The 24,346-nt window shown below is 59.0% G+C and carries 24 protein-coding genes; 12 read left to right on the plus strand and 12 right to left on the minus strand.

The window, feature by feature from the left end:
* Nucleotides 1-61: 61 nt before the first annotated feature.
* Nucleotides 62-2,953: an HD domain-containing phosphohydrolase gene (locus tag C1949_RS07755; RefSeq protein ID WP_104737907.1), complete on the minus strand. Its 2,892-nt coding sequence runs from the start codon at nucleotides 2,951-2,953 to the stop codon at nucleotides 62-64.
* Between the two features lie 226 nt (nucleotides 2,954-3,179).
* Here C1949_RS07755 and C1949_RS07760 point away from each other — a divergent pair, with 226 nt between their 5' ends.
* Genes C1949_RS07760 through C1949_RS07770 form a run of 3 tightly spaced genes read left to right on the plus strand, consistent with a single transcriptional unit; the run spans nucleotide 3,180 to nucleotide 5,571 of the window.
* Nucleotides 3,180-4,148: an alpha/beta fold hydrolase gene (locus C1949_RS07760; RefSeq protein ID WP_104737908.1), complete on the plus strand. Its 969-nt coding sequence runs from the start codon at nucleotides 3,180-3,182 to the stop codon at nucleotides 4,146-4,148.
* Nucleotides 4,149-4,162: 14 nt separating this feature from the next.
* The gene (locus C1949_RS07765) at nucleotides 4,163-4,843 is read left to right on the plus strand and encodes an SDR family oxidoreductase (RefSeq protein ID WP_104737909.1); all 681 of its coding nucleotides are present in this window, start codon (nucleotides 4,163-4,165) and stop codon (nucleotides 4,841-4,843) included.
* A gap of 11 nt (nucleotides 4,844-4,854) precedes the next feature.
* Entirely contained in the window at nucleotides 4,855-5,571 is a 717-nt protein-coding gene (locus C1949_RS07770) for a hypothetical protein (protein ID WP_104737910.1), read from the plus strand.
* Nucleotides 5,572-5,575: 4 nt separating this feature from the next.
* Here the strand turns inward: C1949_RS07770 and speA are convergent, their stop codons facing one another.
* On the minus strand, nucleotides 5,576-7,495 hold the full coding sequence (gene speA, locus C1949_RS07775; protein WP_104737997.1) for an arginine decarboxylase: 1,920 nt from the start codon (nucleotides 7,493-7,495) through the stop codon (nucleotides 5,576-5,578).
* Between the two features lie 233 nt (nucleotides 7,496-7,728).
* On the opposite strand from speA, the gene C1949_RS07780 reads away from it, so the two are divergent.
* From C1949_RS07780 to C1949_RS07805, 6 genes are all read left to right on the plus strand, one after another.
* Nucleotides 7,729-8,499 (plus strand): SDR family oxidoreductase, encoded by a 771-nt coding sequence (locus C1949_RS07780; RefSeq protein WP_104737911.1) that lies wholly within the window; start codon nucleotides 7,729-7,731, stop codon nucleotides 8,497-8,499.
* 300 nt (nucleotides 8,500-8,799) lie between these two features.
* Complete coding sequence (gene ectA / locus C1949_RS07785) at nucleotides 8,800-9,321, plus strand: diaminobutyrate acetyltransferase (RefSeq protein ID WP_104737912.1); 522 nt, start codon at nucleotides 8,800-8,802, stop codon at nucleotides 9,319-9,321.
* Between the two features lie 14 nt (nucleotides 9,322-9,335).
* Entirely contained in the window at nucleotides 9,336-10,622 is a 1,287-nt protein-coding gene (ectB, locus tag C1949_RS07790; RefSeq protein ID WP_104737913.1) for a diaminobutyrate--2-oxoglutarate transaminase, read from the plus strand.
* A 13-nt stretch (nucleotides 10,623-10,635) separates the two neighbouring features.
* Complete coding sequence (locus tag C1949_RS07795) at nucleotides 10,636-11,025, plus strand: ectoine synthase (RefSeq protein ID WP_104737914.1); 390 nt, start codon at nucleotides 10,636-10,638, stop codon at nucleotides 11,023-11,025.
* Nucleotides 11,026-11,342: 317 nt separating this feature from the next.
* Nucleotides 11,343-12,773: an aspartate kinase gene (locus C1949_RS07800; protein WP_104737915.1), complete on the plus strand. Its 1,431-nt coding sequence runs from the start codon at nucleotides 11,343-11,345 to the stop codon at nucleotides 12,771-12,773.
* A gap of 168 nt (nucleotides 12,774-12,941) precedes the next feature.
* A complete protein-coding gene (locus tag C1949_RS07805) occupies nucleotides 12,942-14,522 on the plus strand; it encodes a cation:proton antiporter family protein (protein WP_104737916.1) in 1,581 nt (526 codons plus the stop codon).
* On the opposite strand, the gene C1949_RS07810 is transcribed toward C1949_RS07805, so the two are convergent.
* A complete protein-coding gene (locus C1949_RS07810; RefSeq protein ID WP_104737917.1) occupies nucleotides 14,523-15,398 on the minus strand; it encodes an alpha/beta fold hydrolase in 876 nt (291 codons plus the stop codon).
* 109 nt (nucleotides 15,399-15,507) lie between these two features.
* Here C1949_RS07810 and C1949_RS07815 point away from each other — a divergent pair, with 109 nt between their 5' ends.
* Nucleotides 15,508-16,287 carry an alpha/beta fold hydrolase gene (locus C1949_RS07815; RefSeq protein WP_104737918.1) on the plus strand — a complete coding sequence of 260 codons (780 nt, stop codon included), beginning with the start codon at nucleotides 15,508-15,510 and terminating at the stop codon, nucleotides 16,285-16,287.
* Nucleotides 16,288-16,290: 3 nt separating this feature from the next.
* On the opposite strand, the gene C1949_RS07820 is transcribed toward C1949_RS07815, so the two are convergent.
* On the minus strand, nucleotides 16,291-17,007 hold the full coding sequence (locus C1949_RS07820) for an SIMPL domain-containing protein (protein WP_104737919.1): 717 nt from the start codon (nucleotides 17,005-17,007) through the stop codon (nucleotides 16,291-16,293).
* Between the two features lie 151 nt (nucleotides 17,008-17,158).
* Here C1949_RS07820 and pomA point away from each other — a divergent pair, with 151 nt between their 5' ends.
* Complete coding sequence (gene pomA / locus C1949_RS07825; protein ID WP_104737920.1) at nucleotides 17,159-17,932, plus strand: flagellar motor protein PomA; 774 nt, start codon at nucleotides 17,159-17,161, stop codon at nucleotides 17,930-17,932.
* Entirely contained in the window at nucleotides 17,932-18,879 is a 948-nt protein-coding gene (locus tag C1949_RS07830; RefSeq protein WP_104737921.1) for a flagellar motor protein MotB, read from the plus strand. Before pomA ends, C1949_RS07830 begins: the two co-directional genes overlap by 1 nt.
* Before the next feature lie 7 nt (nucleotides 18,880-18,886).
* Here C1949_RS07830 and flhB read toward each other — a convergent pair whose 3' ends face one another.
* The 8 genes from flhB to C1949_RS07870 are packed head-to-tail and all read right to left on the minus strand — an operon-like array spanning nucleotide 18,887 to nucleotide 24,249.
* Entirely contained in the window at nucleotides 18,887-20,017 is a 1,131-nt protein-coding gene (gene flhB / locus C1949_RS07835) for a flagellar biosynthesis protein FlhB (protein WP_104737922.1), read from the minus strand.
* Nucleotides 20,017-20,793, minus strand: a complete 777-nt coding sequence (gene fliR, locus C1949_RS07840) for a flagellar biosynthetic protein FliR (protein ID WP_104737923.1) — start codon at nucleotides 20,791-20,793, stop codon at nucleotides 20,017-20,019. The genes flhB and fliR overlap by 1 nt, the downstream gene beginning before the upstream one ends.
* Nucleotides 20,793-21,062: a flagellar biosynthesis protein FliQ gene (gene fliQ, locus C1949_RS07845; RefSeq protein WP_104737924.1), complete on the minus strand. Its 270-nt coding sequence runs from the start codon at nucleotides 21,060-21,062 to the stop codon at nucleotides 20,793-20,795. Before fliQ ends, fliR begins: the two co-directional genes overlap by 1 nt.
* 11 nt (nucleotides 21,063-21,073) lie before the next feature.
* Nucleotides 21,074-21,826, minus strand: coding sequence for a flagellar type III secretion system pore protein FliP (gene fliP / locus C1949_RS07850; RefSeq protein WP_104737925.1), 753 nt, complete (start codon nucleotides 21,824-21,826; stop codon nucleotides 21,074-21,076).
* Nucleotides 21,823-22,260, minus strand: coding sequence for a flagellar biosynthetic protein FliO (gene fliO, locus C1949_RS07855; protein ID WP_104737926.1), 438 nt, complete (start codon nucleotides 22,258-22,260; stop codon nucleotides 21,823-21,825). Before fliO ends, fliP begins: the two co-directional genes overlap by 4 nt.
* Nucleotides 22,260-22,727 (minus strand): flagellar motor switch protein FliN, encoded by a 468-nt coding sequence (gene fliN / locus C1949_RS07860; RefSeq protein ID WP_104737927.1) that lies wholly within the window; start codon nucleotides 22,725-22,727, stop codon nucleotides 22,260-22,262. The genes fliO and fliN overlap by 1 nt, the downstream gene beginning before the upstream one ends.
* Nucleotides 22,728-22,761: 34 nt before the next feature.
* The gene (gene fliM / locus C1949_RS07865; protein WP_104737928.1) at nucleotides 22,762-23,733 is read right to left on the minus strand and encodes a flagellar motor switch protein FliM; all 972 of its coding nucleotides are present in this window, start codon (nucleotides 23,731-23,733) and stop codon (nucleotides 22,762-22,764) included.
* Between the two features lie 9 nt (nucleotides 23,734-23,742).
* Nucleotides 23,743-24,249, minus strand: a complete 507-nt coding sequence (locus C1949_RS07870; RefSeq protein WP_104737929.1) for a flagellar basal body-associated FliL family protein — start codon at nucleotides 24,247-24,249, stop codon at nucleotides 23,743-23,745.
* Nucleotides 24,250-24,346 lie beyond the last annotated feature (97 nt).

Here is a 24,346-nt window from a genome sequence, read left to right on the forward strand (position 1 = left end):
CCTGCCGCGCCAGCAACCATCGGCAGGATGGCACAGATTGCCACAATTCCGTCATCTAGGGTCAAGCCAGCGGCTGGCTATCCTGCTCCGAGATCAGCCCCCATTCACGCAACTGGGCAAGACACTCACTGACATCGACGTCATCACGCTGGAAACCGGACAGGAACAACTGTCCGTACTGTTCGTGCACACCGGTGCGCAGAAAGAGCGCCAGCAGTGTTGGGTCAATATGCCGATCCTTAGCCATGAACAGCATGATCTTGACCGCTTCAGACAGGGTCTTGGCTGACTTGTAAGGGCGATCGGCCGCCGTCAGCGCTTCAAAGATATCAGCGATTGCCAGCACCCGATCCTGCACTGACAGCTGATCTTCGCCAAGCCGACGCGGATAACCGGTCCCATCAAGCTTCTCATGATGCGTCGCGGCCAATTGCGGCACATTGCGCAGCGCACGCGGGAACGGCAAGGTGCTGAGCATGATCAGCGTCTGCACAATATGATCATTGATCTTGAACCGCTCCTCAGCTGTGAGGGTTCCACGCTGGATGGACAGGTTGTGCAGCTCACCCAGGTCGAAACTGTATTCCGGCGGTTCCATATCGAACCCCCACTCATTGCGCGGATCATCACTGGCAACCGGCGGCTTGCGATCCCCCCAGGGCACCTTGTGCTCCGGCTTGTCGCTGAGCAGTTGCTCAACCACCGGCAGCGGCAATTCGGGTACCGCTTCGAGCTGCCGCATTTCCTGCTGCGACAGGCCAAGCCGATCATCGAAGTGCCGCGTCCAGGTCTGCCGAGCGATCTGCTGCAACTGCGCAATATCCTCATCACGCATGAACTCGCCACCAACGTTAGCCTTGGCCACCTCGGCAAACTCGGCTTGCAGACGCGCATGGGTCTGGGCCAGCTCAGCGGCCAGTGCCGCTTCATCCTGCCCGTCTGCTCGCCCCTGCCAATAGCGTATCTCGGCGTCACGCCAGAGCACTTCAAAGCGCGTGCGAATCTCGTGAATACGGTTGTAGATGGTTTCCAGCTTGGTCGCTTTGTCAACGACGTATTCCGGGCTGGTGATCTTGCCGCAATCGTGCATCCACGCGGCGATTCTGAAGGCATAGCGTTCATCCTCGTCCATGGAAAAGTCCGCCAGCGAGCCGTTTTCTGCACTCAACGCCCGATTGAGCAGCATCTCAGCCAACTGTGGCACACGATCACAGTGGCCGCCGGTATAGGGTGACTTGGCGTCAATCGCCGTTGCCAGCAGGCGAATGATTGACTCCATCAAGCGCCGCTGGTCATCGAACAGCTGCCGCGTCTCGATAGCAACCGCTAGCGTGCCGGACAGGCTGTCGAGGAATTGCCGCAAACTCCGGAGGGCCTTGCCCGATAGCAACGGCGACACTTCCACTGCCAGCACACCGATTAGGCTTTCCCGCCGATCACGCAATGCCAACGTCAGATAACGGTGATCGCGATCAAGCCGCGTCGCCAGCACCCGCTCCGGCTTGCTGCGCAATTCCTCGTCGAGAAGAATCGACTGAGGGTAATGGTCAGCGTTAATACCGCTGGCGAGTACCAGCTCAGCGCTCTTTTCTTCGTACAGAAACACGGCGCCGCCGCGCCCCTTGGCCATTTCGATAAGATGGCCAAGCACCTCATCCAGCATTCGCTCAAGCCGAGCTTCACGACTGAGCGCCAGTGAAATTTGCTGAAAGTGATGAATGGCACTCGCCATTCGCCCTAGCACCTGGCCCAGTTCACTCACTTCACGAATACGCGAGCGCACGCCGATCTTCTGGCTGAAATCCATGTCGGCCAGATAGCCAACCTGGTCAGCCAGCGATTTGAGTGGCCCTCCTAGTCGCTGCCCTAGTGCCCAACCAATCAGCACCAGCAGCAACATGAGCACCAGTGCCCAGACCGCCTGGTGCTTGAGAATATTGACTACGCCGGACAGCAGCTCCCTGCCGGGCATGGCGATCAACACACGCCCCAGATCCTCACCAATCCGGCTCAACGGCAAACTGATGACGTACCAGTCACCATCCTCTCTCGGCAGGCGCCTGACCTCCGAGGAACCAATGCGCATCGCTGCCAACTCGCTCAACACCGGCACGTTCAGTTCATCAATGGTCGCCAGTCTGGGAGACTCCGCCCCCTCCAGCACGATCAAGCGATCAACATCAGGGTAGGCAACAACGCGATTGCCACTGACGATTGCCATCTCGGTGCCTGGCGTAAGGTGCATGTCCTTGACCTCGACGGCCAAGTCATCGACTGCCGCGTCCAAGCCAAGCACGGTAGCGGTCAGTTGGCTGCGCAGCGCCATGGTCAGGCCAACCTGGTGGGTAGTGAAGTACAGATAGGGCTCAGTCAGCACAACCTCTGCAGACTGCTGCGCCATCTGATACCAAGGACGAGTACGGGGGTCGTAGCGATACTCCGGAACGGGCCGACTTCCCATCTGGTGCAGTTCCTTGTCAAAGAACAGCCAGCGGCCACGGAGCCCTTCACCGTCGCGCTCAATGGACTGCGCCAGAAAATGGGTACCTTCAGGCAAGTTGTAGCCATCAATCCCGCCCTCCGGCACCCTGCGCACCAGAAAGAAATCGCCGTCCGGATAGCCCGCATAAACAGCACTGACCGCAGTGCCATCACGCAGCAGTTGAACCAACGCCGGCAGCCGGTCAACCCGGTCAGAGAGGGTTCGCGCGCTGACCAGCGGATCGTGAACCAACAGACGCAAGGCGTTCTCGCTCGGGGTGAGCAGACGATCCGCACGCTCATCCAACAAAGCACCGAACTGCCTGGCGGAGTCAGCCGCCGCCGCAACCAGTACCGCTCGCGCGCCGCGATAGCCCTGGAAGGCAGTCACTGCCAGCATTGTCAGCAGACAGATAACAATGGACACGGCAATGAGCCCCTGCAGCGTAATCCACGGACGCACTCTTTTCATTGCCTGATCCTGTTCCCTGTCTGGATAGCGCCAGCTTCCACAACATGATGAGCATAGCTCAGCGACGGAGGATCGCATCATGTTCGCAACCAGCTCAGAGCCACTCTCCGCGAATCATGCACCAAACGGATATTCGCCACTTCGGCTGATGAATGCGCATGCGACAATCGCGCCATTACGGCACCGATTTGCCATAGTGTCGGCTTCTGATTCTTTGGAGAGCAGCATGCAGCAGACACAACAACAGCTGATCAAGGTCAACGGCATCAGGCTCAGCGTGCATATTGCCGGTCCCGAAAGCGGCACGCCGGTCTGGCTGCTACACGGTTTCCCCGAGTGCTGGTATTCCTGGCGCCACCAGATTGCTGCACTGGCGGCACAGGGTTACCGCGTGTTTGCACCGGAAATGCGCGGTTATGGCGCAACCGAAGCACCGGAAGCGGTCGAGGCCTACGACCTGATCACCCTGTGCGCCGATATCCAGGGCGCAATGAACCATTTTGGCCATCAGCAGGTGGCCATGATCGGGCATGACTGGGGCGCACCGGTCGCCTGGCACCTGGCTCTGCTGGAACCGGCACGTATCAAGGCCGTCTGCGGCATGTCGGTACCCTTCGGCGGGCGACCGCGCCAGCCGGCCATCAACATGATGCGCGAGGCCTACAAGGACCGCTTCCACTATATCCTCTACTTCCAGAAACCGGGGCTGGCAGAGGCCGAGCTGGCGGCCGACATTCCGCGCACCATGCGCCTGATGATGCACGGCCTGGATAGCCAGGAAGGCGGCGCACTGGTGCAGGACAAGCCAGCGGACGCGGCCTGGCTGGACGACTACACCGATCCCGGCAAGCCGCCTGCGTGGTGTTCGGATGAGGCCTTCGACGTCTATGTTAAAACCTTCGAGCAAAGCGGCTTCCGTGGCCCGGTAAACTGGTATCGCAATTTCGAGCGCAACTGGGAGCGCACCGAAGCGCTGGCCGGCCGTCAAATCGAGCAGCCCGCACTGTTCCTGATCGGCGACCGCGATCCAGTCGGTACACTTGAAGCCTATACCATCAAGAAAATGCCGGCCGTGGTGCCGCAGGTCGAGCAGCACGTGATTGCCGATTGCGGACACTGGATCCAGGCAGAGAAGCCAGCGCAGGTAAACAGCTTGCTGCTGCCGTTCCTGGAACGCCATTTCCCGGCAAGCTGACAGGGAGAAGAACAATGAGTCTGTGCGACCTGAGCAACAAGCGCATCCTGCTGACCCAGGCAGGCGACTTCATGGGCCCGGCGCTGCAGCGCACGCTGGAGGCCTGCGGTGCCAACGTGATCGCCGACAAGCGCGACTTTCTGGACCCGAAAGCACCACAGAAGCTGATTGCTGAAGCGGGCGAGGTTGACGTACTACTGCTCAATCTCGGGGTACCTGCGCCGAGCACACCTGCCGATCAGGTGGCAGACGAGGAATGGGGCCTGCTATTTCGCCACATGGTCGATCCGCTGCCCCGCTTCGCGCGGGCCGTTCTGCCCTCCATGATCAACCGTGGCAGCGGCAAGATACTGCTGATGGGTAGTGCCTCTGCCCTGCGCGGCATGAAGCGGGCCTCCAGCTACAGCGCCGCGCGCGGAGCGCAGCTGGCCTGGGTACAAGCGGTCGGCGCAGAAGTCGCTGCCAAGGGCATCCAGGTCAATGCCATCGCTCAGAACTTTGTCGACAACCCAACCTACTTCCCGCCCGAGATTCAGGCCAACCCGGCGTTTCAGGCCCGACTGCAACGTGAAGTGCCGCTCGGACGCCTGGTCTCGGCAGACGAAGATACCCACTTCGCCGCCTACCTGTGCTCGGACGCCGCCAACTGTTTTGTCGGCCAGGTGTTCCCGGTCTGCGGCGGCTGGAGCCATTAAGGAAAATGTTCATGCAAAGCACCATCCCGACCATCATTCGCAAGCGCTTCTGCGGGCCGCCAAATAGCGGCAACGGCGGCTACGTCTGCGGCCTGTTGGCCAACGCCATGGCCGAGCCCTGCCAGGTCACCCTGCACGCACCACCGCCGCTGGATACCGAACTGCAGATTGTGCGCGACAGCGACGGTGCTCGCCTGCTGCAGGGCGATACCCTGCTCGGCAGCGCCAAACCCTACCAGCTGGAGCTGACGCCACCTGCTGCGATCAGCCTGGCCGACGCCGAAGCGGCGCGGCCACGGTTCAGCGGCTATAACGACCACGGCCTGCCGGGCTGTTTTGTCTGCGGCACCAACCGCTGCGAACACGACGGTCTGCTATTGCACACCGGCCCGGTCAGCGGCCGCACCAGCACTGTTGCCTGCCCCTGGACACCCGACAGCACACTGGATGCGGGCGACGGCAGCGTGGCACCAGAGTACCTCTGGGCGGCCCTGGACTGCCCTGGGTACTTTGCGGTCAGGGAACAGGCAGGCGTCGCCCTGCTAGGCCGCTTCGCGGCGCATATCGAGCGGCCAATCAAGGTGGGAGAGCAATTGGTAGTAGCCGGCTGGGCCATCGCCCACGACGGGCGCAAGCACCACGCCGGCACGGCCCTCTACGACGCCGCCGGCCAACCGGTGGGCTGGGCCGAAGCGACCTGGATCAGCTTGCAGAAGCAGGCCGCCTGACCTCTTACTCAGCGCTCAGGTAAGACGAACGCGTCAGGCCGAGTCGCAGCGCGTCCACAAAGCGCGTGCGCTCGGCCGGACTCAGGCGGGCGCCGGAGACCTTGTCGCGATACAGTGTCACCAGTTCGTCCGGCGCAAAGTGCACGTAGCGAAGCATGTCTTCGATGGTGTCGTGGGTTTCGATACCACCGTGCACTACCTTGCCATCCGGGCGCAGGTAGACGTTGACCGAGTCGGTGTCGCCGAACAGGTTGTGCATGTCGCCGAGAATTTCCTGATAGGCGCCGACCAGAAAGATACCCAGCAGATAATCCTCACCCTCGCGTAGCTCGTGTACCGGCAGACTGTTTTCAATACTCTGCTCATCGACATAATGGCGGATCTTGCCATCGGAGTCGCAGGTCAGATCCTGCAACACCGCCCTGCGCAATGGTTCTTCCTCCAGTCGATCCAGCGGCATAATCGGCAGTACCTGATCAATCGCCCAGGTATCCGGCAGGCTCTGGAATACCGAAAAGTTGCAGATGTACTTGTCGGCCATCTTGTCGTTCAGCTCGTCCAGCACCTGACGGTGTGAACGCTGGCGCGCCTTGAGCAGGGTATGCAGACGGTTACACAGTGCGTAGTAGCACTGCTCGGCCAGCGCTTTCTCCGACAGCGTCAGCTTGCCTTCAGCATACTGCGCCGCTACATCCGCCATATAGTGGGTGGCCCGCCAGTAGGTCTCGGTCACCATCTCGACATCGTGCTGATCCTGCAGCCTGACCAGGTTGCGTACCACCAGCGGCAACGCCTCCAGGTCGTCAATCTGCGGCATGACATCGTTGTAGCGCTCAACATCAGTCACCTGGACGATCAGCACCGCATGGTGCGCGGTCATCGCCCGACCGCTTTCGGAAAAGATATGCGGGTGCGGCAAGCCCTGCTCGTCGCAGAAGTCGCGTAGCATGCCGACTACGGTCTGGGCATACTCGTTGACGTCATAGTTGATCGAGCTGGCGTTGCGCGAGTGGGTACCGTCGTAGTCGACCCCCAGCCCGCCACCAACGTCGATATGATCGACCGGCAGGCCCAGCGCGCGCAGCTCACCGAAGTAGCGAATCGCTTCACGGAAGCCATGCTGATAGTCCGCCAGATTGGCGATCTGAGACCCCATGTGGAAGTGCAGCAGGCGCACCCCGTCCTGCAGATTTGCAGCACGAAAGGCATCCACTACGCGCAGCAACTGCGCCGCCGACAACCCAAACTTGGACTTCTCCCCTCCGGTGTCGGCCCACTTGCTGGACGCCAGCGAAGACAAGCGTACGCGCAAACCGATATTGGGCGTCACTCCGAGCTTTTCTGCCTCTTCGATGACCAGCCGAACCTCGGACTCCTTTTCGATAACGATGAACACCTTGTGACCCAGCTTCTGGCCGATCAGCGCCAGGTGGATGAACTCGCGATCCTTGTAGCCATTACAAACGATGGTGCCGCCTTTGGGTGCCAGCGCCAGCACCGCCATCAACTCCGGCTTGGAGCCCGCCTCAAGCCCGATGGAGACATTCTCGGTGGCGATCACATTCTCAACCACGGCCTCTTGCTGGTTAACCTTGATCGGATAGAGCGCGGTATAACCGCTGCCATAATCCAGCGCCTCAATGCTGCGATCAAAGGCACCGGTCAATTGCCGCACCCGCGCCTGCAGAATGTCCGGAAAACGTACCAGCAGCGGCAAGTCCAAGCCGCTTTCTCGCAGCTGGCCAACCAGTTCATGCAGGTCGATGCTGCCGCCCTCGGCCCCGCGTGGCATGACGTCCACATGCCCCTGTTCATTGACGTTGAAATAGCCGGCACCCCAGTGCCGAATGCCGTAAACGCTGCGGCTGTCAGCCACGGTCCAGGCAGATGCGTCTTCTTTGCGCGAACGTCGAACAGGTCCCATCACTACCTCACTTTGCTCAAATACAGGCTCGCCATTGTGAACGTCATACATGACAACAGTTCCGCTGGCTGATGTGCCAAAGGATAAGCCAAAAGCCAGATAATCACAGCGAAGGTCATCGTCGACCCATGAGCCAGTATTTGCGCTCTGGATAAACCTAGGGCCTGAAGCGAGCGCTGGTTTACCGTAAGGACCGGGCTATTACCCCATCCGATTACATCAAGGAGACACCCATGCAGCACTACTTCAGCCTTGCCGGCCGCACCGCGCTGGTCACTGGCGGCAGCCGCGGCATCGGCCGCATGATCGCCCAGGGCTACCTAGAAGCCGGCGCCCGCGTCATCATCTGCTGCCGCAAGATCGCCGAGGGCATGCAAACCGCCGAGGAACTGAGCCAGTACGGCGACTGCACCGCCCTGGCCGCTGACCTCTCTACCGAGCAAGGCGCGCGCCAACTGGCGGAAGATGTGCGCGGCATTACCGAGCGTCTGGACATTCTGGTCAACAACGCAGGCACCAGCTGGGGCGCCCCGCTGGAGGAGTTCCCGGTATCCGGCTGGGAAAAGGTCATGCAACTGAACGTGATCTCGGTATTCAGCTGTATCCAGCAACTGCTGCCGCTGCTGCGCAGTTCCGCCAGCGCAGAGAATCCGGCTCGCATCATCAACATCGGTTCAGTTGCAGGCATCAGCTCGTTCGGTGAGCAGGCCTACTCCTACGGCCCGAGCAAGGCGGCGGTGCATCAACTGTCGCGCAACCTTGCCCGCGAACTGGTTAGCGAACATATCAACGTCAACGTCATCGCTCCCGGCCGCTTCCCAAGCAAGATGACCAGCCACATCCATAACGACCCACAGGCAATGGCAGAAGACTGCCAGCACATTCCGATGAAGCGCTGGGGCCGTGAAGAGGAAATGTCCGCACTGGCAATCATGCTGGCGGGCACAGGCGGTGCCTACATGACCGGCAACATCATTCCCATCGACGGCGGTTTCACCCTGTAACGTTCAAATGCAGTACTTTTGCCACCCGCTCTGACGAGCGGGTGCGCCCCCCTTCCGACACGCCCTTCCCCCTCTTCCCGATGCCCTATGCGCCAATCCAGACGCAGGCCTTGTCGCAGCTGGCTTTCAGGCAAAATCCTTATACTAAAAAACACTTTCATGACACATCTATTTAACAGCTATAAATATATGACAAGCGGGCAAAACCCATATAAATCAGCGCCTACAGGCGGTTGAGATAATTTTTTGGATGTGTTTATTATTAAAAAAGCATTTATGCATAAGCATTAGGAACTCGTTTTGTCCCTTATACCCGTAACACTACGAAAACCAAAAAGCACGGACGGCTTCGCTCTTAACAGTCTCGTCGAACGCTGCAAGCCGCTGGACACCAACTCGGTGTACTGCAACCTGCTGCAGTGTCACGACTTCGCCGACACGGCCATCGCTGCGGAAACATCGGACGGCGATCTGGTTGGCTTCATTTCCGGCTACCGCCCACCCGCACGCCAGGACACGCTGTTTGTCTGGCAGGTCGCGGTAGACAGCCGCATGCGCGGCCAAGGCTTGGCTCTCAAGATGTTGCTGGCGCTGATCGAGCGTCTGCGCCCTGAAGGTGTAAATCGTCTGGAGACTACGATCTCCCCCGGCAACGAGGCATCCGAGGCGCTGTTCAAGAAGGCGTTTCGCCAGCTAGGCGCTGACTACAGCACAGAGGTGCTGTTCTCACGCCAGACCCATTTCAACGGCGAGCACGATGATGAAGTCATCTATCGCGCCGGCCCCTTTACCCAATCAGCACCCAACGACGCTCAGCACTGAGATCAGGAGATTTCATGAATACCTTTGAACAGTTCGAAAAAAACGAATCGGATATTCGCAGCTACTGCCGCTCGTTCCCGGTGATTTTCAAACAGGCCCGCGGCGCTGAGTTAATCACCCGTGAAGGCAAGCATTACATCGACTTTCTCGCCGGTGCTGGCACCCTGAACTACGGGCACAACAACCCGGTCCTGAAGAAGGCGCTGATCCAGTATTTGGAAGATGACGGTCTGACACACGGACTGGACATGTACTCCGAAGCCAAAGAGCACTTCCTGGAAACCTTCAAACGAGTGATTCTGCAGCCACGCGGCCTGGACAAGTACAAGGTCCAGTTCAGCGGCCCGACCGGCGCCAACGCCGTTGAAGCGGCCCTGAAATTGGCCCGCAAAGTGACCGGCCGCAGCAACGTGATCAGCTTCACCAACGGCTTCCACGGCTGCACCATCGGTGCACTGGCAGCCACAGGTAACGGCCATCACCGTGGCGCTGCTGGCGTACCGCTGACCGACATCAGCCGTATGCCCTACGCCAACTACTTCGGCGACAAGGTCAACACCATCTCCATGATGGACAAGATGCTCAGTGACCCGAGCAGTGGCATCGATAAGCCTGCCGCTGTGATCGTGGAAGTCGTCCAGGGCGAAGGCGGCCTGAACACCGCATCGGCCGAATGGATGCGCAAACTGGAGAAACTGTGCCGCAAGCACGAAATGCTGCTGATTGTTGACGACATTCAGGCAGGCTGCGGCCGTACCGGCACCTTCTTCAGCTTTGAAGAGATGGGCATCAAGCCAGATATCATCACTCTGTCCAAGTCGCTGAGCGGCTTCGGTCTGCCGTTTGCCATCGTCGTCATGCGCAACGAGCTTGATCAGTGGAAACCGGGTGAACACAACGGCACCTTCCGCGGCAACAACCACGCGTTTGTTACCGCAGCCACCGCCATTGAGCACTTCTGGTCGGACGACAGCTTCGCCAAGAGCGTTCAGGCCAAGGGCCAGCGCATCCGCGAAGGCATGCAGAAGATTGTCCGCAAACACGGCCCCGACTCTCTCTATGTCAAAGGTCGCGGCATGATGATCGGTATCAACTGCCCGGACGGCGACATCGCAGCCGCGATCTGCAAGGAAGCCTTCGCCAACGGTCTGGTGATCGAAACCAGCGGCAACCATAGCCAGGTAGTCAAATGCCTGTGCCCGCTGACCATCACCGAAGAGCAGATCGACAAGGCCCTGAAAATTCTCGATGCCGCCTTTGCCAAAGTCATGGCAGAACAGGTAGCCAACCAAGCTTCGTAAGGAACCCGAATTCATGATCGTACGTACACTGCAAGACTGTGAAAACTCCGAGCGCCGTGTCGCCACCGAGACCTGGGAAAGCACCCGGATGCTGCTCAAGGACGACAACATGGGGTTCTCGTTTCACATCACCACCATTTATGCCAACAAAGAGACCCACATCCATTACAAGAACCATTTGGAGTCGGTCTACTGCATGAGTGGCAACGGCGAGATCGAGACCCTGTCCGACGGCAAGGTGTACCAGATCCGTCCAGGCACGCTCTACATCCTCGACAAGCATGACGAGCACATGCTGCGTGGTGGCAGCGAAGACATGAAGATGGCCTGTGTCTTCAACCCGCCACTGAGCGGCAAGGAAGTTCATGATAAAGACGGCGTTTACCCGGTTGATATGGACTGAGTCATGCCTACGCCGCCGCGTGACCTGAACGCTCTCCAGACAGGAGACAACCGCGCTCAGGGTCACGCCGGCCGGAGTCACCCTGAAACAGGTCTCGACTCCGGCAGCGGCTCACAAAGACAGTGACCGCGTCCCACACGCCGCGCGTCAAATGCAACAAATAGATTCACTCAGACATCTATTCCGACGGCAGCTTGATGTGGATAATCTGCCGGCTACGCCCAAAAGGGCAATTAACGGCCGGCGTTCGCGGCGGAGCATGAGGCTCCGACCTGCCAATGGCAGGACAGCATTCACCAACGACAGAAACCAGGACCATGCATACAGTAGAGAAGATCGGCGGCACTTCAATGAGCCGCTTCGAGGAAGTACTGCAGAACATTTTCATTGGCCAACGTCAGGGTGCTGAGCTGTACCAGCGCATTTTTGTGGTCTCTGCCTATTCAGGCATGACCAACATGCTGCTCGAACACAAGAAAACCGGCGAGCCCGGTGTGTACGAGCGCTTCGCCGACGCCCACAACGAAGACGCCTGGCTGGAAGCCCTGGACAACGTCCAGCAGGCCATGACCGCCAAGAACGCTGAACTGTTCGAGGGCGAATACGAGCTGCAAGCCGCCAACCGCTTCATTGAAGGCCGCATCAGCGACGTTCGTGACTGCATGGTTAGCCTGCAGCAACTGTGCTCCTATGGCCACTTCCAGCTGACCGAACACCTGATGAAAGTCCGCGAAATGTTGGCTTCACTGGGCGAGGCTCACAGCGCCTTCAATACCGTACTGGCGCTGAAGAAAAAGGGCATAAACGCTCGACTGGCCGACCTGACCGGCTGGAACCAACGCGAGCCGAAAACCTTTCAGGAAATGGTTCGCGACAGCTTTGACGGTATCGACTTGAACAACGAACTGGTTGTTGCGACTGGTTATACCCATTGCAGCGAAGGCCTGATGAGCACCTTCGACCGCGGCTACAGCGAGATCACATTCGCCCAGATCGCGGCAACCACAGGCGCCAGTGAAGCCATCATTCACAAGGAATACCATCTATCCAGTGCCGATCCGACATTGGTCGGAGTGGATAAAGTGGTTACCATCGGGCGTACCAACTATGACGTGGCCGACCAGCTCTCCAACCTCGGCATGGAAGCGATTCATCCCAAGGCCGCGCGTACCTTGCGCCGCGCAGGCATCCACCTGCGCATCAAGAATGCCTTCGAGCCGGATCACGGTGGCACACTGATTAGCCAGGACTACTGCAGTGAGAAGCCCTGCGTCGAGATCATCGCCGGCCGTAAAGACGTATTTGGCATCGAAGTCTTCGACCAAGAGATGCTGGGCGACGTTGAATACGATCTGGAGATCACCAAGCTGCTGAGAAAGCTCAAGCTGTACGTGGTGAACAAGGACTCAGATGCCAACAGCATTACCTATTACGTCTCGGCGTCACGCAAGATGATCAACCGCGCCTCGCGCCTAATCGAAGAGCGCTACCCGATGGCCGAGGTCAACGTGCATAACGTCGCTATCGTTTCAGCGATCGGCTCGGACCTCAAGGTCAAAGGTATTCTGGCCAAGACTGTGGCTGCCCTGGCCGAAGCAGGCATTAGCATCCAGGCAGTGCACCAGTCGATACGCCAGGTAGAGATGCAATGCGTGGTTCAGGAAGAGGACTATGACGCCGCGATTGCTGCGCTACACCGCGCACTGATCGAGCCGGAGAATCACGGCGATGTGATCGTCGCCGCCTGATTTGCACCTCGTTGACGCATCAGCACAAACCCGGCAACTGCCGGGTTTGTGCATTTTGGCTCCACACACTCGGCAAAGCCGCACCGAGTTCTATATAGTTTGGCCAGAGGAGGCCGCACAGCGCGGCCATGACTGGGGGCATCCCCACACAAAAAATGGAATGCGGTTGTGATTGAAGCGGTCTGGATTGCCTTTGCCTTCGGCTTGGGCCTGCTGTTCAAGCAGGTCGGCCTCCCTCCCCTGATCGGCTACCTTGGTGCCGGCTTTGCACTCTCTGCGCTTGGCGAACGCGTCGGTGTAGGCCCCGAAGACAGCTACGTTCTCAATCACATCGCCCACCTCGGCGTGCTGCTTCTGCTATTTACGGTCGGCCTCAAACTCAAACTTAAGAACCTCGCCCGACCAGAAGTCATCGGCGGCAGCCTGCTGCACTTTGGCCTATCTACTGCCCTGTTTCTACCAGCGTTCATGTTCTTTCTTGATATGCCGGTCAAGCAGGCCGTACTGCTGGCAATGGCACTGTCGTTTTCCAGTACCGTACTGGCAGCCAAGGTGCTGGAAAGCAAACGCGAGCTACGCGCCTTCCATGGCCGGGTCGCGATCGGCGTACTGATCATGCAGGACCTGATCGCCCTGGTGGCGATCAGCATTGCCAGCGGCCAGACACCTTCCGGATGGGCTCTGATGGTACTGATCCTGCCACTATGCCGCCCGCTACTGTTCAAGTTGCTGGATTTGAGTGGCCGAGAGGAGCTGATGGTACTGCTCGGCCTGTTGCTGGCACTGGTAGTCGGCGGTGCCGGTTTCGAAGCACTGGGCTTAAGCTCCGAGCTGGGCGCACTCGCATTTGGCGCCATGCTGGCCAACCACAAACGCGCTGGTGAGCTATCGCAGTCACTTTGGAGCCTGAAGGAAGTCTTTCTGGTTGGCTTCTTTCTCCAGATTGGCTTGGGCGGCCTGCCGGATCAGCACGCCATCCTGTTTGCGCTGGCATTGACTCTGCTGCTACCGCTGAAAACCGCCCTGTTCTTCTTTCTGTTCACCGGTTTCAAGCTGCGCGCACGCAGTGCCTTTCTCAGCAGCCTTACTCTTACCAACTACAGCGAGTTCGGCCTGATCATGGCTAGCCTGGTACTGCCTGAGTGGCTGATACCACTGGCGCTAACGGTTGCCTTTTCCTTTGTCATTTCCGCACCGCTCAACCGCATTGTGCACAGCATTTATGAATACATAGCGCCGCTGCTGACTCGCTTTGAGCGGGATATTCGCCACCCCGACGAACAGCCAATCACCCTGGGCGATGCACAGATACTGATCATGGGGCTGGGCCGCACCGGCCGCGCCGCCTATGACAACCTGTCGGAGAAAGGCTACCGCGTCATCGGCCTCGACTCCGACCCCGTCGCCGTTGAGGGCAGCCTGGCGTCAGGCCGACAGGCCCTGTTCGCTGACGCCGAAGACCCGGTGTTCTGGCAGAATCTGGATATGCCGAACATTCACTCGGTGATCCTCGCCATGAACGATGCCGAGGCGAAGACGATTACGGTCCACAACTTGCGCGGTCGCGGCTTCGACGGCCTGATTGTCTCGCATGCCATGTACGAGGATATCGCGCGGCGCATTATTCAGGCAGGCGCCGATCACACCTACCTGACCATGAGCGAAGCGGGCACCGGCTTAGCAGAGCACGTGGCCAGAAGCATCCAGGAACGCAGCGCGCTGCTTACCGAGCAGGCCAAGCGGGCATGACTACTCCCCCAGCAGTTGTGCGCGTACCGCGGCAGCGGCACTGGCCGGATGCTCCAGCATAAAGCAGTGACCGCCCGCCGTCTGATGCGCTGTTACATGACGATTGCTGGCGGCCAGACGACGCGCCGCACGCCCGACAAACGGATAGGTGCTATCACCATAGACGATCTGCGTCGGGGTCGTTAACCGCCGCAATGACGACCACAGTGCCGACGGCATCGTACGAAATACCTCAGCCTCGCGACTCGGCCGGCAGCACAACTCTACCCCGCCCGCCTCCCGGTCACGCAGCGCATGGGCAATATGTGCCTCAAAGGCAGTCTCGTCCCAGCCCTTAAACATGCCGCGGTTGTGCAGCCCGGCATGCGCCGCCGTGCGGTCTGGCCAGTAGTCCCGACGCGCAGCAGCACGTTTTGCCACCGGATGATCGTGCAAGCCGAACAACCCGAGACCACGCCGCAATGCAATCAGCCCCGGCGGAAAGAACACCGGATCAAGCAGTACCGTGCGCAGAAACAGGTCCGGTTGGCGAGCCATGATCAAGGCAGTCAAAACCCCACCAAAGCTGTGCCCGCATGCCATCCGCGGCGCGTCACCGAACACCTTGCCCTGTTCGGAAAATGCCTCTGCAGCCAGCTCCGCGTTGCGGTTCCAGCCAACGAAGCGACCACCATGATCGCTCTGACCATGGCCCTGCAGGTCGCACAGCCAGAGATCGAAGTCTTCAACCAGTAACGCCAGCATCGGTTCGTAGGTCCGGGTGCAAAAACCATTGCCGTGCAAAAAGTGCAGAACCGGTTTACCACTCGGCTGGCTATGCCAACCGCGCAAGGTGAAACCAGCACTGCTTTCATGAGCCCAGGCCAACAAATCCATTCAGCAACTCCCCAAAAAACAAGTCAGCCAGTCTAATTCGCCCCTTTGCGGCTGTCAGCGGCATACCCGTCTGTTAATCTGGCAATTCGGCCTTGATGATGACACCTACATGCTGAAGACAACAGTATCCGGCTCAGGCCCCTCGCTGATCTGGGCGCACGGCTTGATGCTTTCGATGACGCTCGAAGACACCACCGGCTGGTTTCACCCAACTCAGGAAGACGGCATACGCCGGATACGCTATGACGCACGCGGACATGGCCATTCACCGGGGGGCACCGCCAGTTCAGCCTATCTCTGGACGAGCCAGGCGGACGACATGCTCGGGGTCGCCAGTGAACACGCCACAACACCACGCGCCCTGGGGGGGCACTCGATGGGGTCCGCCAGCGCCCTGCTCGCGGCGTTGAAACAGCCGGAACTAACTTCCTGCCTGATTCTGGCGACGCCGCCGACGGCCTGGCAAACGAGACCGAATCAGGTACGCCGCTACCGGCAGATGCAACGCCTCATTGAACAACGCGGTATTGCCAGCCTGCTCAGGCTAGCGGCACAGAACCCAGCTCTGCCCAACTGGCTGCTGCAAGCCCATCCTGATCACGCAAGCGCGTCACTGCGGGCCCTGAGCGGCATGCGCGCAGACGCACTAATGGCAATACTCGACGCCGCCTGCGCCTGCGACCTGCCTGCTGTGAGCGCGCTGCAGCAGCTGGAAGTACCAACGCTGATTCTTGCCTGGCGCGATGACCCGATCCATCCGCTGGAAACCGCAGAGCAGTTGGCCACAGCGTTGCCCCTGGCCGAGCTGCAGATCATCAGCGACGCAAACGACCTGCAGCACTGGCCCCGGACGATCAGCGATTTTGTCCGCAGACACGCACCGGGTTAACCCCTACTCCAAACTGTAATCAATGTTGGTGACAACGCGGATGCGCTTCACTTCCGGAGTAAACGGATCCACATCGTCGATTGAGAAATAGCCCTGGGAAGCACGACGAATACTGCCGACAGAAGCCCCGGAGTCGCGGGCAAACTGATCCGCCGCCGCACGGGCATCACGGGTCGCATCTGCAATCATATCGGGCTTGATCGCATCAAGCTGGGTGAAGAGAAAGGTGGGTTGAAACTCGTAGCTCTGGGTCAGTGCAACCCCTGACTTGACCAGTTCGCCGACCGACTGCATGCCCGCCTTGACGCCATCAACATCGGCGGTGCGAACCAGCACAGTAACTTCCGCGCGATAGCGCTCGGGCGGAAGGTTGGCACCATAGCTGTTGGCATGCTGATCGACTATCTTGGGCATCGAAAGCTGAATGTCCTTTTCCTCGAACCCCTTGAGCAGTAAAAACGAACGCACCAACCCCTGCTGATGTTCAACATCGTCCTGCAGACGGTCCAGACTGTCGCCGGTAACGCTGAAATTGATCGGCCACAGTGCCAGATCCGCCGCCACCTGACGCTCTGCCAATCCTTTGACACTGACAACCCGGTCGGCGCCACGAAACTCCAGCAGCCCGGTTTTCAGACTGACCCCGATAAACGCAAGCCCTCCCGCTACCAAGGCCGCCGCTACCACTGACCACAGCGAAACACGACTGAAAACCGCCATGACATCTCCTCGAAACCTGGTGAATATCCGACTATCCTAAATGCATCTGACGTTTGCAATATTGGCTATCCAACTTAGAATAGCCGCTATAGCCCGAGTGCGGGCACCCATTGCTGTCCACCCCGTCGCAATACATCCCAGGAGTCCCCGTTTGGATCTCGCAACCCTGATTGGCCTGATCGGCGCACTCGGCATCATCGCTGCATCCATTCTACTGGGCACTGGTGCCCAGGTGTTCTTCAATGTGCCATCAATGCTGATCGTTTTTGGTGGCAGCCTGTTTGTGGTGCTTGCCAAATTCAATGTCGGTCAATTTATTGGCGCCATTAAAGTTGCAGGCCGAGCCTTTCGTTTCAAGCTCCCCGATACCGAAACCAGCATCAACGAACTGGTTGAACTCGCCACCATTGCCCGCAAGTCCGGGTTGCTGGCCCTTGAAGAAAAGGAAATCGCCTCCCCCTTCCTCGCCAGCGGTATTCAGTTGCTGATCGACGGCCATCCGCAGGAAACCGTCAAGGCCATCCTCGAAAAGGAGCGGGTGCTGACCATGGAACGCAACCGCTGGGGGGCGAAGATCTTTTCTGCGCTGGGTGACGTCGGCCCGGCGATGGGCATGATCGGTACGCTGATCGGCCTGGTTCAGATGCTGTCCAACATGGAAGACCCGAAGTCTATTGGTCCGGCCATGGCAGTCGCACTGCTCACCACGCTGTACGGCGCAATGCTGGCAACCATGGTCTGCCTACCAATCGCCGACAAGCTGGCCCTGCGCATGACCGAAGAAGCACGCATGCAATCACTGTGGATCGACGCCATTCTGGCAATTCAGGAAGGCACCAACCCCCGTGTTATCGAACAACTGCTGAGCAGCTACCTGCCTGCCGATAAACGCAGCAAGGCGAACGACGAGGCGAAGGAAGGCTGATGGAAGAGCAGGAAGACGACAGCCCCGGCATCCCCGCATGGGTCATGACCTTCGCCGATCTGATGTCGCTACTGATGTGCTTCTTCGTACTGCTGCTGTCATTCTCCGAAATCGACGCGCAGAAGTTCAAGCAGATCGCCGGCGAACTATCAGCCGCCTTTGGCGTACAGCGCGATGTGCCCGCGCTGGAAATCCCGATGGGCACCAGTCCGATTTTCGACAAGTTCTCACCGGGCAAGCCCGAACCCACCCCCGTCGATAGCGTGCGCCAGCAGACCACCGAACAGGATCCAAAGCTGGATACCCTGCGCGAGGAAATGGAAGCAGACGTCCAGAAGCAGGTTCAGGAAACCACCAAGGAACAGATCGATACCAGCATGGACGCCCTGCGTGACGTACTGGAAAACGAATTGGCGCAGGGCCGACTGCAACTGGAACACGACCGCAAGCGGATCATCATTCGGGTAGAGGAGAAGGGCTCCTTCCCTTCCGGCTCGGCCGACATGACCGACGATTTTCGCGACATGCTGGACCGTATTGCCGAAGTACTGGCCAAGCTGCCGGGCGAAATCACCATCGAGGGACACACGGATAACATTCCGATCCACACCAACCGCTTCCAGTCCAACTGGGACCTCTCCGCAGCGCGCGCCTCATCGGTCGCCAACGCCCTGCTGCTCAACGATACTATCAAGCCGGAGCGCATGCGGGTACAGGGCTACGCCGAGACCCGCCCTCGTGCCAGCAATGAGTGGCCGGAAACCCGTGCGCTTAACCGCCGGGTCGAGATCATTCTTGACCTGTCAGGCTCGATAGAAGAATACGAAGCAGAGCTGCGTCGTCTGATGGAGGAAGACCTGGGTGACCTGATTCAGGACCTCGAGCTCCATAATGCCCCCTCATCCAGCGAGCCGCCACCCGACAGCCCGCCTCCCACCGCGCCCTGAAACAGGGTCAGTGCTTGAGATCGTCGGGAATATTCGGATCAGGCATCGGCCCCGGCCGCTTGCCCTGACCCGCGCGGTACTGGCGTAACTGGAATACGTACGCCAGGACCTGTGCCACCGCGAGATAGAGACCGGACGGAATTTCATGGTCAATCTCGGTGCTGTAATACACCGCCCGGGCCAATGGCGGTGATTCCAGGATGATAATTTCGTTCTCGTTCGCCACCTCGCGAATACGCTGGGCGACAAAATCAGCACCCTTCGCCAAAAGCACCGGCGCACCGGAAGCCATCGGATCATATTTCAGCGCTACAGCGAAATGGGTCGGGTTGGTAATGATAACGTCGGCCTGCGGCACATTGCTCATCATCCGACGCTCCGCCATCTCGCGCTGCAGCTGTCGAATACGCGACTTGACCTCGGGCTTGCCCTCCGAGTCCTTGTATTCGTCCTTGACCTCCTGCTTGGTCATACGCAATTTCTGCTTGTGATCCCATAGCTGGAACGGCGCATCCACAGCGGCAATCAGAATCAGCGAACAGGACAGAATCAGCAAGGACGAGCCCAACACCCAGGCACAATGGATGATCGCTGCCGACAACGGCTCATTGGCCATGCTGAGCAGGTCTTCGGTGCGTAATTGCAGCACAACCAGCGCCACACCAAGGACCACGAGGAACTTGGCCAGCGCCTTGAGCAACTCAACCAGCGCCTTGACCGAAAACATCCGCTTGAGGCCCGCCAGCGGGTCCATGCGCTCAAACTTGGGAGCCAGCGAACTGGCACTGAACAGCCAGCCGCCGAGCAGGATAGGCCCGACAATGGAGGCCACCAGCAGCACTCCAAACAGCGGGCCAAGCACTTCAAGCCCCTCACGCAGGGATGCAAACAGGTGCAGCCCCATGGCGTCGGTGCCGTACAGCGACTCGCGCTCCAGGGCGAAGTTGAAAATCATGATGTCCATGAGCTTCTGGACCATGCCCGGCCCAAGCATCAGCAAGCCAATCGCCGCCGCCATCACCACGGCCAACGTATTGAGCTCGCGTGATCGAGCAACCTGGCCTTTGTCGCGCGACTCTTTAAGTCGCTTGCCCGTGGGCTCCTCTGTGCGTTCCTGACCGCTGTCTGACTCTGCCATCAGCTCGCCCTCACCAGTCCACGTAGCCAGATCAGTGCATCGGCGGCGAGTTCCTGATACTGCCCCGGCACGTTACCCATCAGAACCCACATGATGAATAGACCAAATACCAGCGTCAGCGGGAAACCGATGGAGAAAATATTCAGCTGCGGTGCCGCGCGCATCATCACACCAAAGGAAATATTGACGATCAGCAGCGCCGTAATCGCCGGCAGACCAATCAAAATCGCGGCAGCCAGCACCCACGAGAAGCGCAACACCAGCGCTTGGAAATCCAACCGCCCCAGGCTCTCACCAACCGGCAAGGTAGTGAAGCTTTCAGTCAGGACTTCCAGCACAACCAGATGTCCATTCATGGCCAGGAACAGCAAGGTGACCAGCATGGTAAAAACCTGCGCCACCACCGCCACCGAGATCCCCGTGGTCGGGTCGTTCATGGACGCGAAACCGAGCCCCATCTGCATAGCAATGATCTGGCCCGCCAGCACGTGGATCTGGAACAGCAGCTGCAGGGAAAATCCCATAGCAGCTCCGATCAAAATCTGCTCGCCAATCACCACCCAGGTACGCAACGACAATGCATCCAGCATCGGCACCTCGCCGACCTGCGGAGCGATCAGCATAGTCAGGGCAAGGGCAAAATAAAGACGTACCCGTGTTGGCAGTAGCTGCGTACCGATTACCGGCATCGTCATCAGCAGGGACGCAATACGAAACAGCACCCACAGGTAGCTCGCTACCCAGCGACTGATTTCGGCGCTGGACAGTTCGATCATCAGCCAATCAATCCCGGGATCTGGCGATAGAGGTTATCGGTAAACTCGATCATCTGCGCCGCCAACCAAGGGCCAAGCCAGATCAGCGTGACAAAGGTAATCAGTAAACGCGGCAGGAAGCTCAGTGTCTGCTCGTTGATCTGCGTGGCGGCCTGAAACATCGCGACGATCAGGCCCACAATCAGGCTTGGCATGACCACAATGGCAACGACCACAGCGGTAAGCCACAGCGCTTGACTGAACAATCCTACTGCCACTTCGGGAGTCATCTGCAGCCCTCCTAGGGAACAGCGAAGCTGGCAGCCAGGGTGCCAATGATCAGCGCCCAGCCATCCACCAGCACAAACAGCATGATCTTGAACGGCAACGAAATGATCAGTGGTGACAGCATCATCATACCCATCGCCATCAGGACGCTGGCCACCACCAGATCAATCACCAGAAACGGAATAAAGATCATGAAACCGATCTGAAAGGCTGTCTTCAGCTCGGAAGTCACAAACGCCGGCACCAGAATGTGGAAAGGCACGTCATCCGGGCCGGTCAGATCGGTGCGCTTGGCCAGACGTACAAAGAGTTCAAGGTCGGTTTCGCGGGTTTGCGCCAGCATGAATTCACGCAACGGCAGGCTCGCGGCCTGCAAGGCCTCCTGCGGCTGCATCTGCTCGTTGAGATACGGCTGCAGCGCCGCCTCGTTGATCTTGCTGAATACCGGCGCCATGATGAACAGGGTGAGAAATAGCGCAAGACCGATCAGAACCTGACTGGACGGTGTCTGTTGCAACCCCAGGGCCTGACGCAGAATGGCAAAGACAATGATGATCCGGGTGAAGCTGGTCATCATCATCACGAATGCCGGAATGAAGGTCAGCGCAGACATCAGCAGCAGCACCTGCAGGCTGACCGAATAGGTCTGCTGACCTTCGCTATCCGTGCTCAAGGTGATGGCTGGCAAGCTGAGCGGGTCCGCTGCCGTCTGAGCCAGTACCGACGGTGCCAGCAGCACCAGCAAAAGTCCGAGCCAGCGCATCATGACTGATCTTCCCTTTTCAACAAGGCTTGCAGCTTGCGCGCGAAATCGCTGTTGCCGGCTACAGCCGCATTGAGGTCAGCCACCGGCTGATCAAATACATGCAACGTGTTGATCCGCCCCGGTGAAGCCCCCAGCAGCATCTGCTTGCCACCAACATCAACCAGCAGCAGGCGGTCGCGCGGCCCGAGCGGCAAGCTGCTGACCAGACGAATGTGTTGTCCACCCTGGGCAGCCAGCGGCCCGACCCGGCGCAACAACCAGCCCAGCAAGACAATCAGCCCGACCACGAAGCCGAGCCCCAGCGCCAGCTGTGCCAGCTGCAACGCGAGCGAGCCGCCACCGACGTTGCTCATTGCCGCTGCCGCCGGTTCGCCACTTTGCGCATTCACGCCGACTGGCAGGACCAGCAGCAACGCCAGCATCAGCCCCCGCATCAACGCAGCTTCTTGATGCGTTCAGAAGGACTGATGACGTCAGTCAGGCGGATACCGAACTTCTCGTTCACCACCACCACTTCACCATGCGCAATCAACGTACCATTGACCTTCACATCCAGCGGCTCGCCCGCCAGCCGATCCAGTTCGACCACCGAGCCCTGATTGAGCTGAAGCAGGTTGCGAATGGTGATCTCGGTATTCCCCACCTCCATCGAGATAGTGACCGGAATATCCAGAATCACGTCCAGGTTCGGGCTATCGCCGGGGTCCATATCCTCGCCACCGGTACGCGCAGGCGCATCGAACTCTTCCATCTGCATGCGTGGCTGCGCGCTAGTCTGCTCCAGCATCGCATCGATGTCGTCCTGATTAGCGTCACCGGCTTCGTCCAGCGCAGCCGCCCACTCGTCAGCCAGCGCTTGCTCTTCCGGGCTGATTTCGTCGGGTTTGTTGTCGTCAGCCATCTCGCTGCCCCCTGTCATTGATTGTTATGGTCGATCAGCGCGGTCGCGCGAGCGGCCCGAGAATCTGCAGCGCCAGATTGCCCTTGACTGAGCCCAGCTTGCTCTTGAACGTTGGCACGCCGTTGGCACAGAGCACCATATAGTCAGGCATCTCGACTGGAATCACATCACCCGGCTGCATACTCAGCAGGTCCTTCAGCTTGAGCTGGGTTTTTACCACGGTCGCGTTGAGCGGAACCTTGACCCCTGTTATCTCTTCACGGAGAGCGCGTACCCAGCGCTCGTCATGCTCATCGACATCTGACTGCACGCCCGAATCCAACACTTCGCGCAACGGCTCGATCATCGAATACGGCATGGTGACGTGCAGATCACCGCCGCCACCATCAAGCTCGATATGGAACGTGGACACCACAACCACTTCGCTCGGGCTAACGATATTCGCCAGGGCGGGATTCACCTCAGAATTGACGTACTCGAACTGTACGTCGTGAACCGCCTGCCAGGCCTCCTTCAGATCGACAAATGCCTGATCGAGCACCATGCGCACAACACGCAGCTCGGTTGGGGTGAACTCGCGCCCCTCGATCTTGGCATGGCGACCGTCACCACCGAAGAAGTTGTCAACCAGCTTGAACACCAGCTTGGCATCCAGAATGAACAGGGCAGTACCGCGCAATGGCTTCATCTTGACCAGGTTGAGGCTGGTCGGTACGTACAGGGTATGCACGTACTCACCGAACTTCATAACCTGCACGCCGCCGACCGCCACATCGGCAGAGCGACGCATCAGATTGAACATGCTGATCCGGGTATAGCGGGCAAAGCGTTCGTTGATCATCTCCAGCGTCGGCATCCGCCCACGCACGATACGATCCTGGCTGGTCAGGTCATAGCTTTTGATCGAACCGGGGTCACTATCCAGATCGGTATCAATGGCGCCATCATCCACCCCATGCAGAAGGGCGTCGATCTCATCCTGGGACAGCAGATCCTGTACAGCCATCGGTATCTCCTATTGAAGAACCATGTTGGTAAACAGCACCGACTCGATGACGGGGTCGCCTACTTCCTTCTCAAGCAACGCCTTAACCGCGAGGGTCGCCTTGTCACGCAAAGCCTGCTTGCCTTCAGCCGTCGTCAACGCCTCAAACTCTTCACTGCCAAATAACATGACCAACTGATTGCGAATCAGCGGAAGGTGCTGATTGAGTTTAGCCATGCCAGCCGCATCGCGACCCATCAATACCACACTGACCTGCATATAACGCTGCCGGCCAGAAACGGCGTAGTTGACGACAAACGCCGGATCCAGCGGCTGGTAGATTGCCTCCTGCTTGACCGGCTCAGCCGCGACCTCCTCAACCGGGGCGTCGTCGCCACTGAGCAGAAAGTAGGCCACGCCGCCCGCTGAAATCAGCAGCGCCAACAGGCCAACACCAATCAGGATAAAAAGTTTCTTGCGGCTTTTCGCCGGCTTTTCCTGCGCGTCGTCTTCAACAGGTTGCGCTTGCTTCGCCATGCCAATATTCCGTCAATTAGGCTTTTCAGCCGCTGTTCAAGGAGGTGTATGCATTCTACGTGCCAGCAACTCGGCAGCATACAGCCCTGCCCGATTC

Source organism: Halopseudomonas oceani (assembly GCF_002903165.1).
Classification (GTDB): Bacteria; Pseudomonadota; Gammaproteobacteria; order Pseudomonadales; family Pseudomonadaceae; genus Halopseudomonas; species Halopseudomonas oceani.

Bases quoted from the DNA above. Each gene is read 5' to 3' on its own strand.
- fliM (WP_104737928.1), bottom strand. From the start codon at position 23,733: ATGGCTGTACAGGATCTGCTGTCCCAGGATGAGATCGACGCCCTTCTG.
- C1949_RS07760 (WP_104737908.1), top strand. From the start codon at position 3,180: ATGCAGCAGACACAACAACAGCTGATCAAGGTCAACGGCATCAGGCTC.
- C1949_RS07800 (WP_104737915.1), top strand. From the start codon at position 11,343: ATGCATACAGTAGAGAAGATCGGCGGCACTTCAATGAGCCGCTTCGAG.
- C1949_RS07765 (WP_104737909.1), top strand. From the start codon at position 4,163: ATGAGTCTGTGCGACCTGAGCAACAAGCGCATCCTGCTGACCCAGGCA.
- C1949_RS07755 (WP_104737907.1), bottom strand. From the start codon at position 2,953: ATGAAAAGAGTGCGTCCGTGGATTACGCTGCAGGGGCTCATTGCCGTG.
- C1949_RS07770 (WP_104737910.1), top strand. From the start codon at position 4,855: ATGCAAAGCACCATCCCGACCATCATTCGCAAGCGCTTCTGCGGGCCG.
- fliP (WP_104737925.1), bottom strand. From the start codon at position 21,826: ATGATGCGCTGGCTCGGACTTTTGCTGGTGCTGCTGGCACCGTCGGTA.
- C1949_RS07810 (WP_104737917.1), bottom strand. From the start codon at position 15,398: ATGGATTTGTTGGCCTGGGCTCATGAAAGCAGTGCTGGTTTCACCTTG.
- fliO (WP_104737926.1), bottom strand. From the start codon at position 22,260: ATGCGGGGGCTGATGCTGGCGTTGCTGCTGGTCCTGCCAGTCGGCGTG.
- speA (WP_104737997.1), bottom strand. From the start codon at position 7,495: ATGGGACCTGTTCGACGTTCGCGCAAAGAAGACGCATCTGCCTGGACC.
- C1949_RS07820 (WP_104737919.1), bottom strand. From the start codon at position 17,007: ATGGCGGTTTTCAGTCGTGTTTCGCTGTGGTCAGTGGTAGCGGCGGCC.
- C1949_RS07815 (WP_104737918.1), top strand. From the start codon at position 15,508: ATGCTGAAGACAACAGTATCCGGCTCAGGCCCCTCGCTGATCTGGGCG.
- fliQ (WP_104737924.1), bottom strand. From the start codon at position 21,062: ATGACTCCCGAAGTGGCAGTAGGATTGTTCAGTCAAGCGCTGTGGCTT.
- fliN (WP_104737927.1), bottom strand. From the start codon at position 22,727: ATGGCTGACGACAACAAACCCGACGAAATCAGCCCGGAAGAGCAAGCG.
- C1949_RS07830 (WP_104737921.1), top strand. From the start codon at position 17,932: ATGGAAGAGCAGGAAGACGACAGCCCCGGCATCCCCGCATGGGTCATG.
- C1949_RS07780 (WP_104737911.1), top strand. From the start codon at position 7,729: ATGCAGCACTACTTCAGCCTTGCCGGCCGCACCGCGCTGGTCACTGGC.
- C1949_RS07795 (WP_104737914.1), top strand. From the start codon at position 10,636: ATGATCGTACGTACACTGCAAGACTGTGAAAACTCCGAGCGCCGTGTC.
- fliR (WP_104737923.1), bottom strand. From the start codon at position 20,793: ATGATCGAACTGTCCAGCGCCGAAATCAGTCGCTGGGTAGCGAGCTAC.
- C1949_RS07870 (WP_104737929.1), bottom strand. From the start codon at position 24,249: ATGGCGAAGCAAGCGCAACCTGTTGAAGACGACGCGCAGGAAAAGCCG.
- flhB (WP_104737922.1), bottom strand. From the start codon at position 20,017: ATGGCAGAGTCAGACAGCGGTCAGGAACGCACAGAGGAGCCCACGGGC.
- ectB (WP_104737913.1), top strand. From the start codon at position 9,336: ATGAATACCTTTGAACAGTTCGAAAAAAACGAATCGGATATTCGCAGC.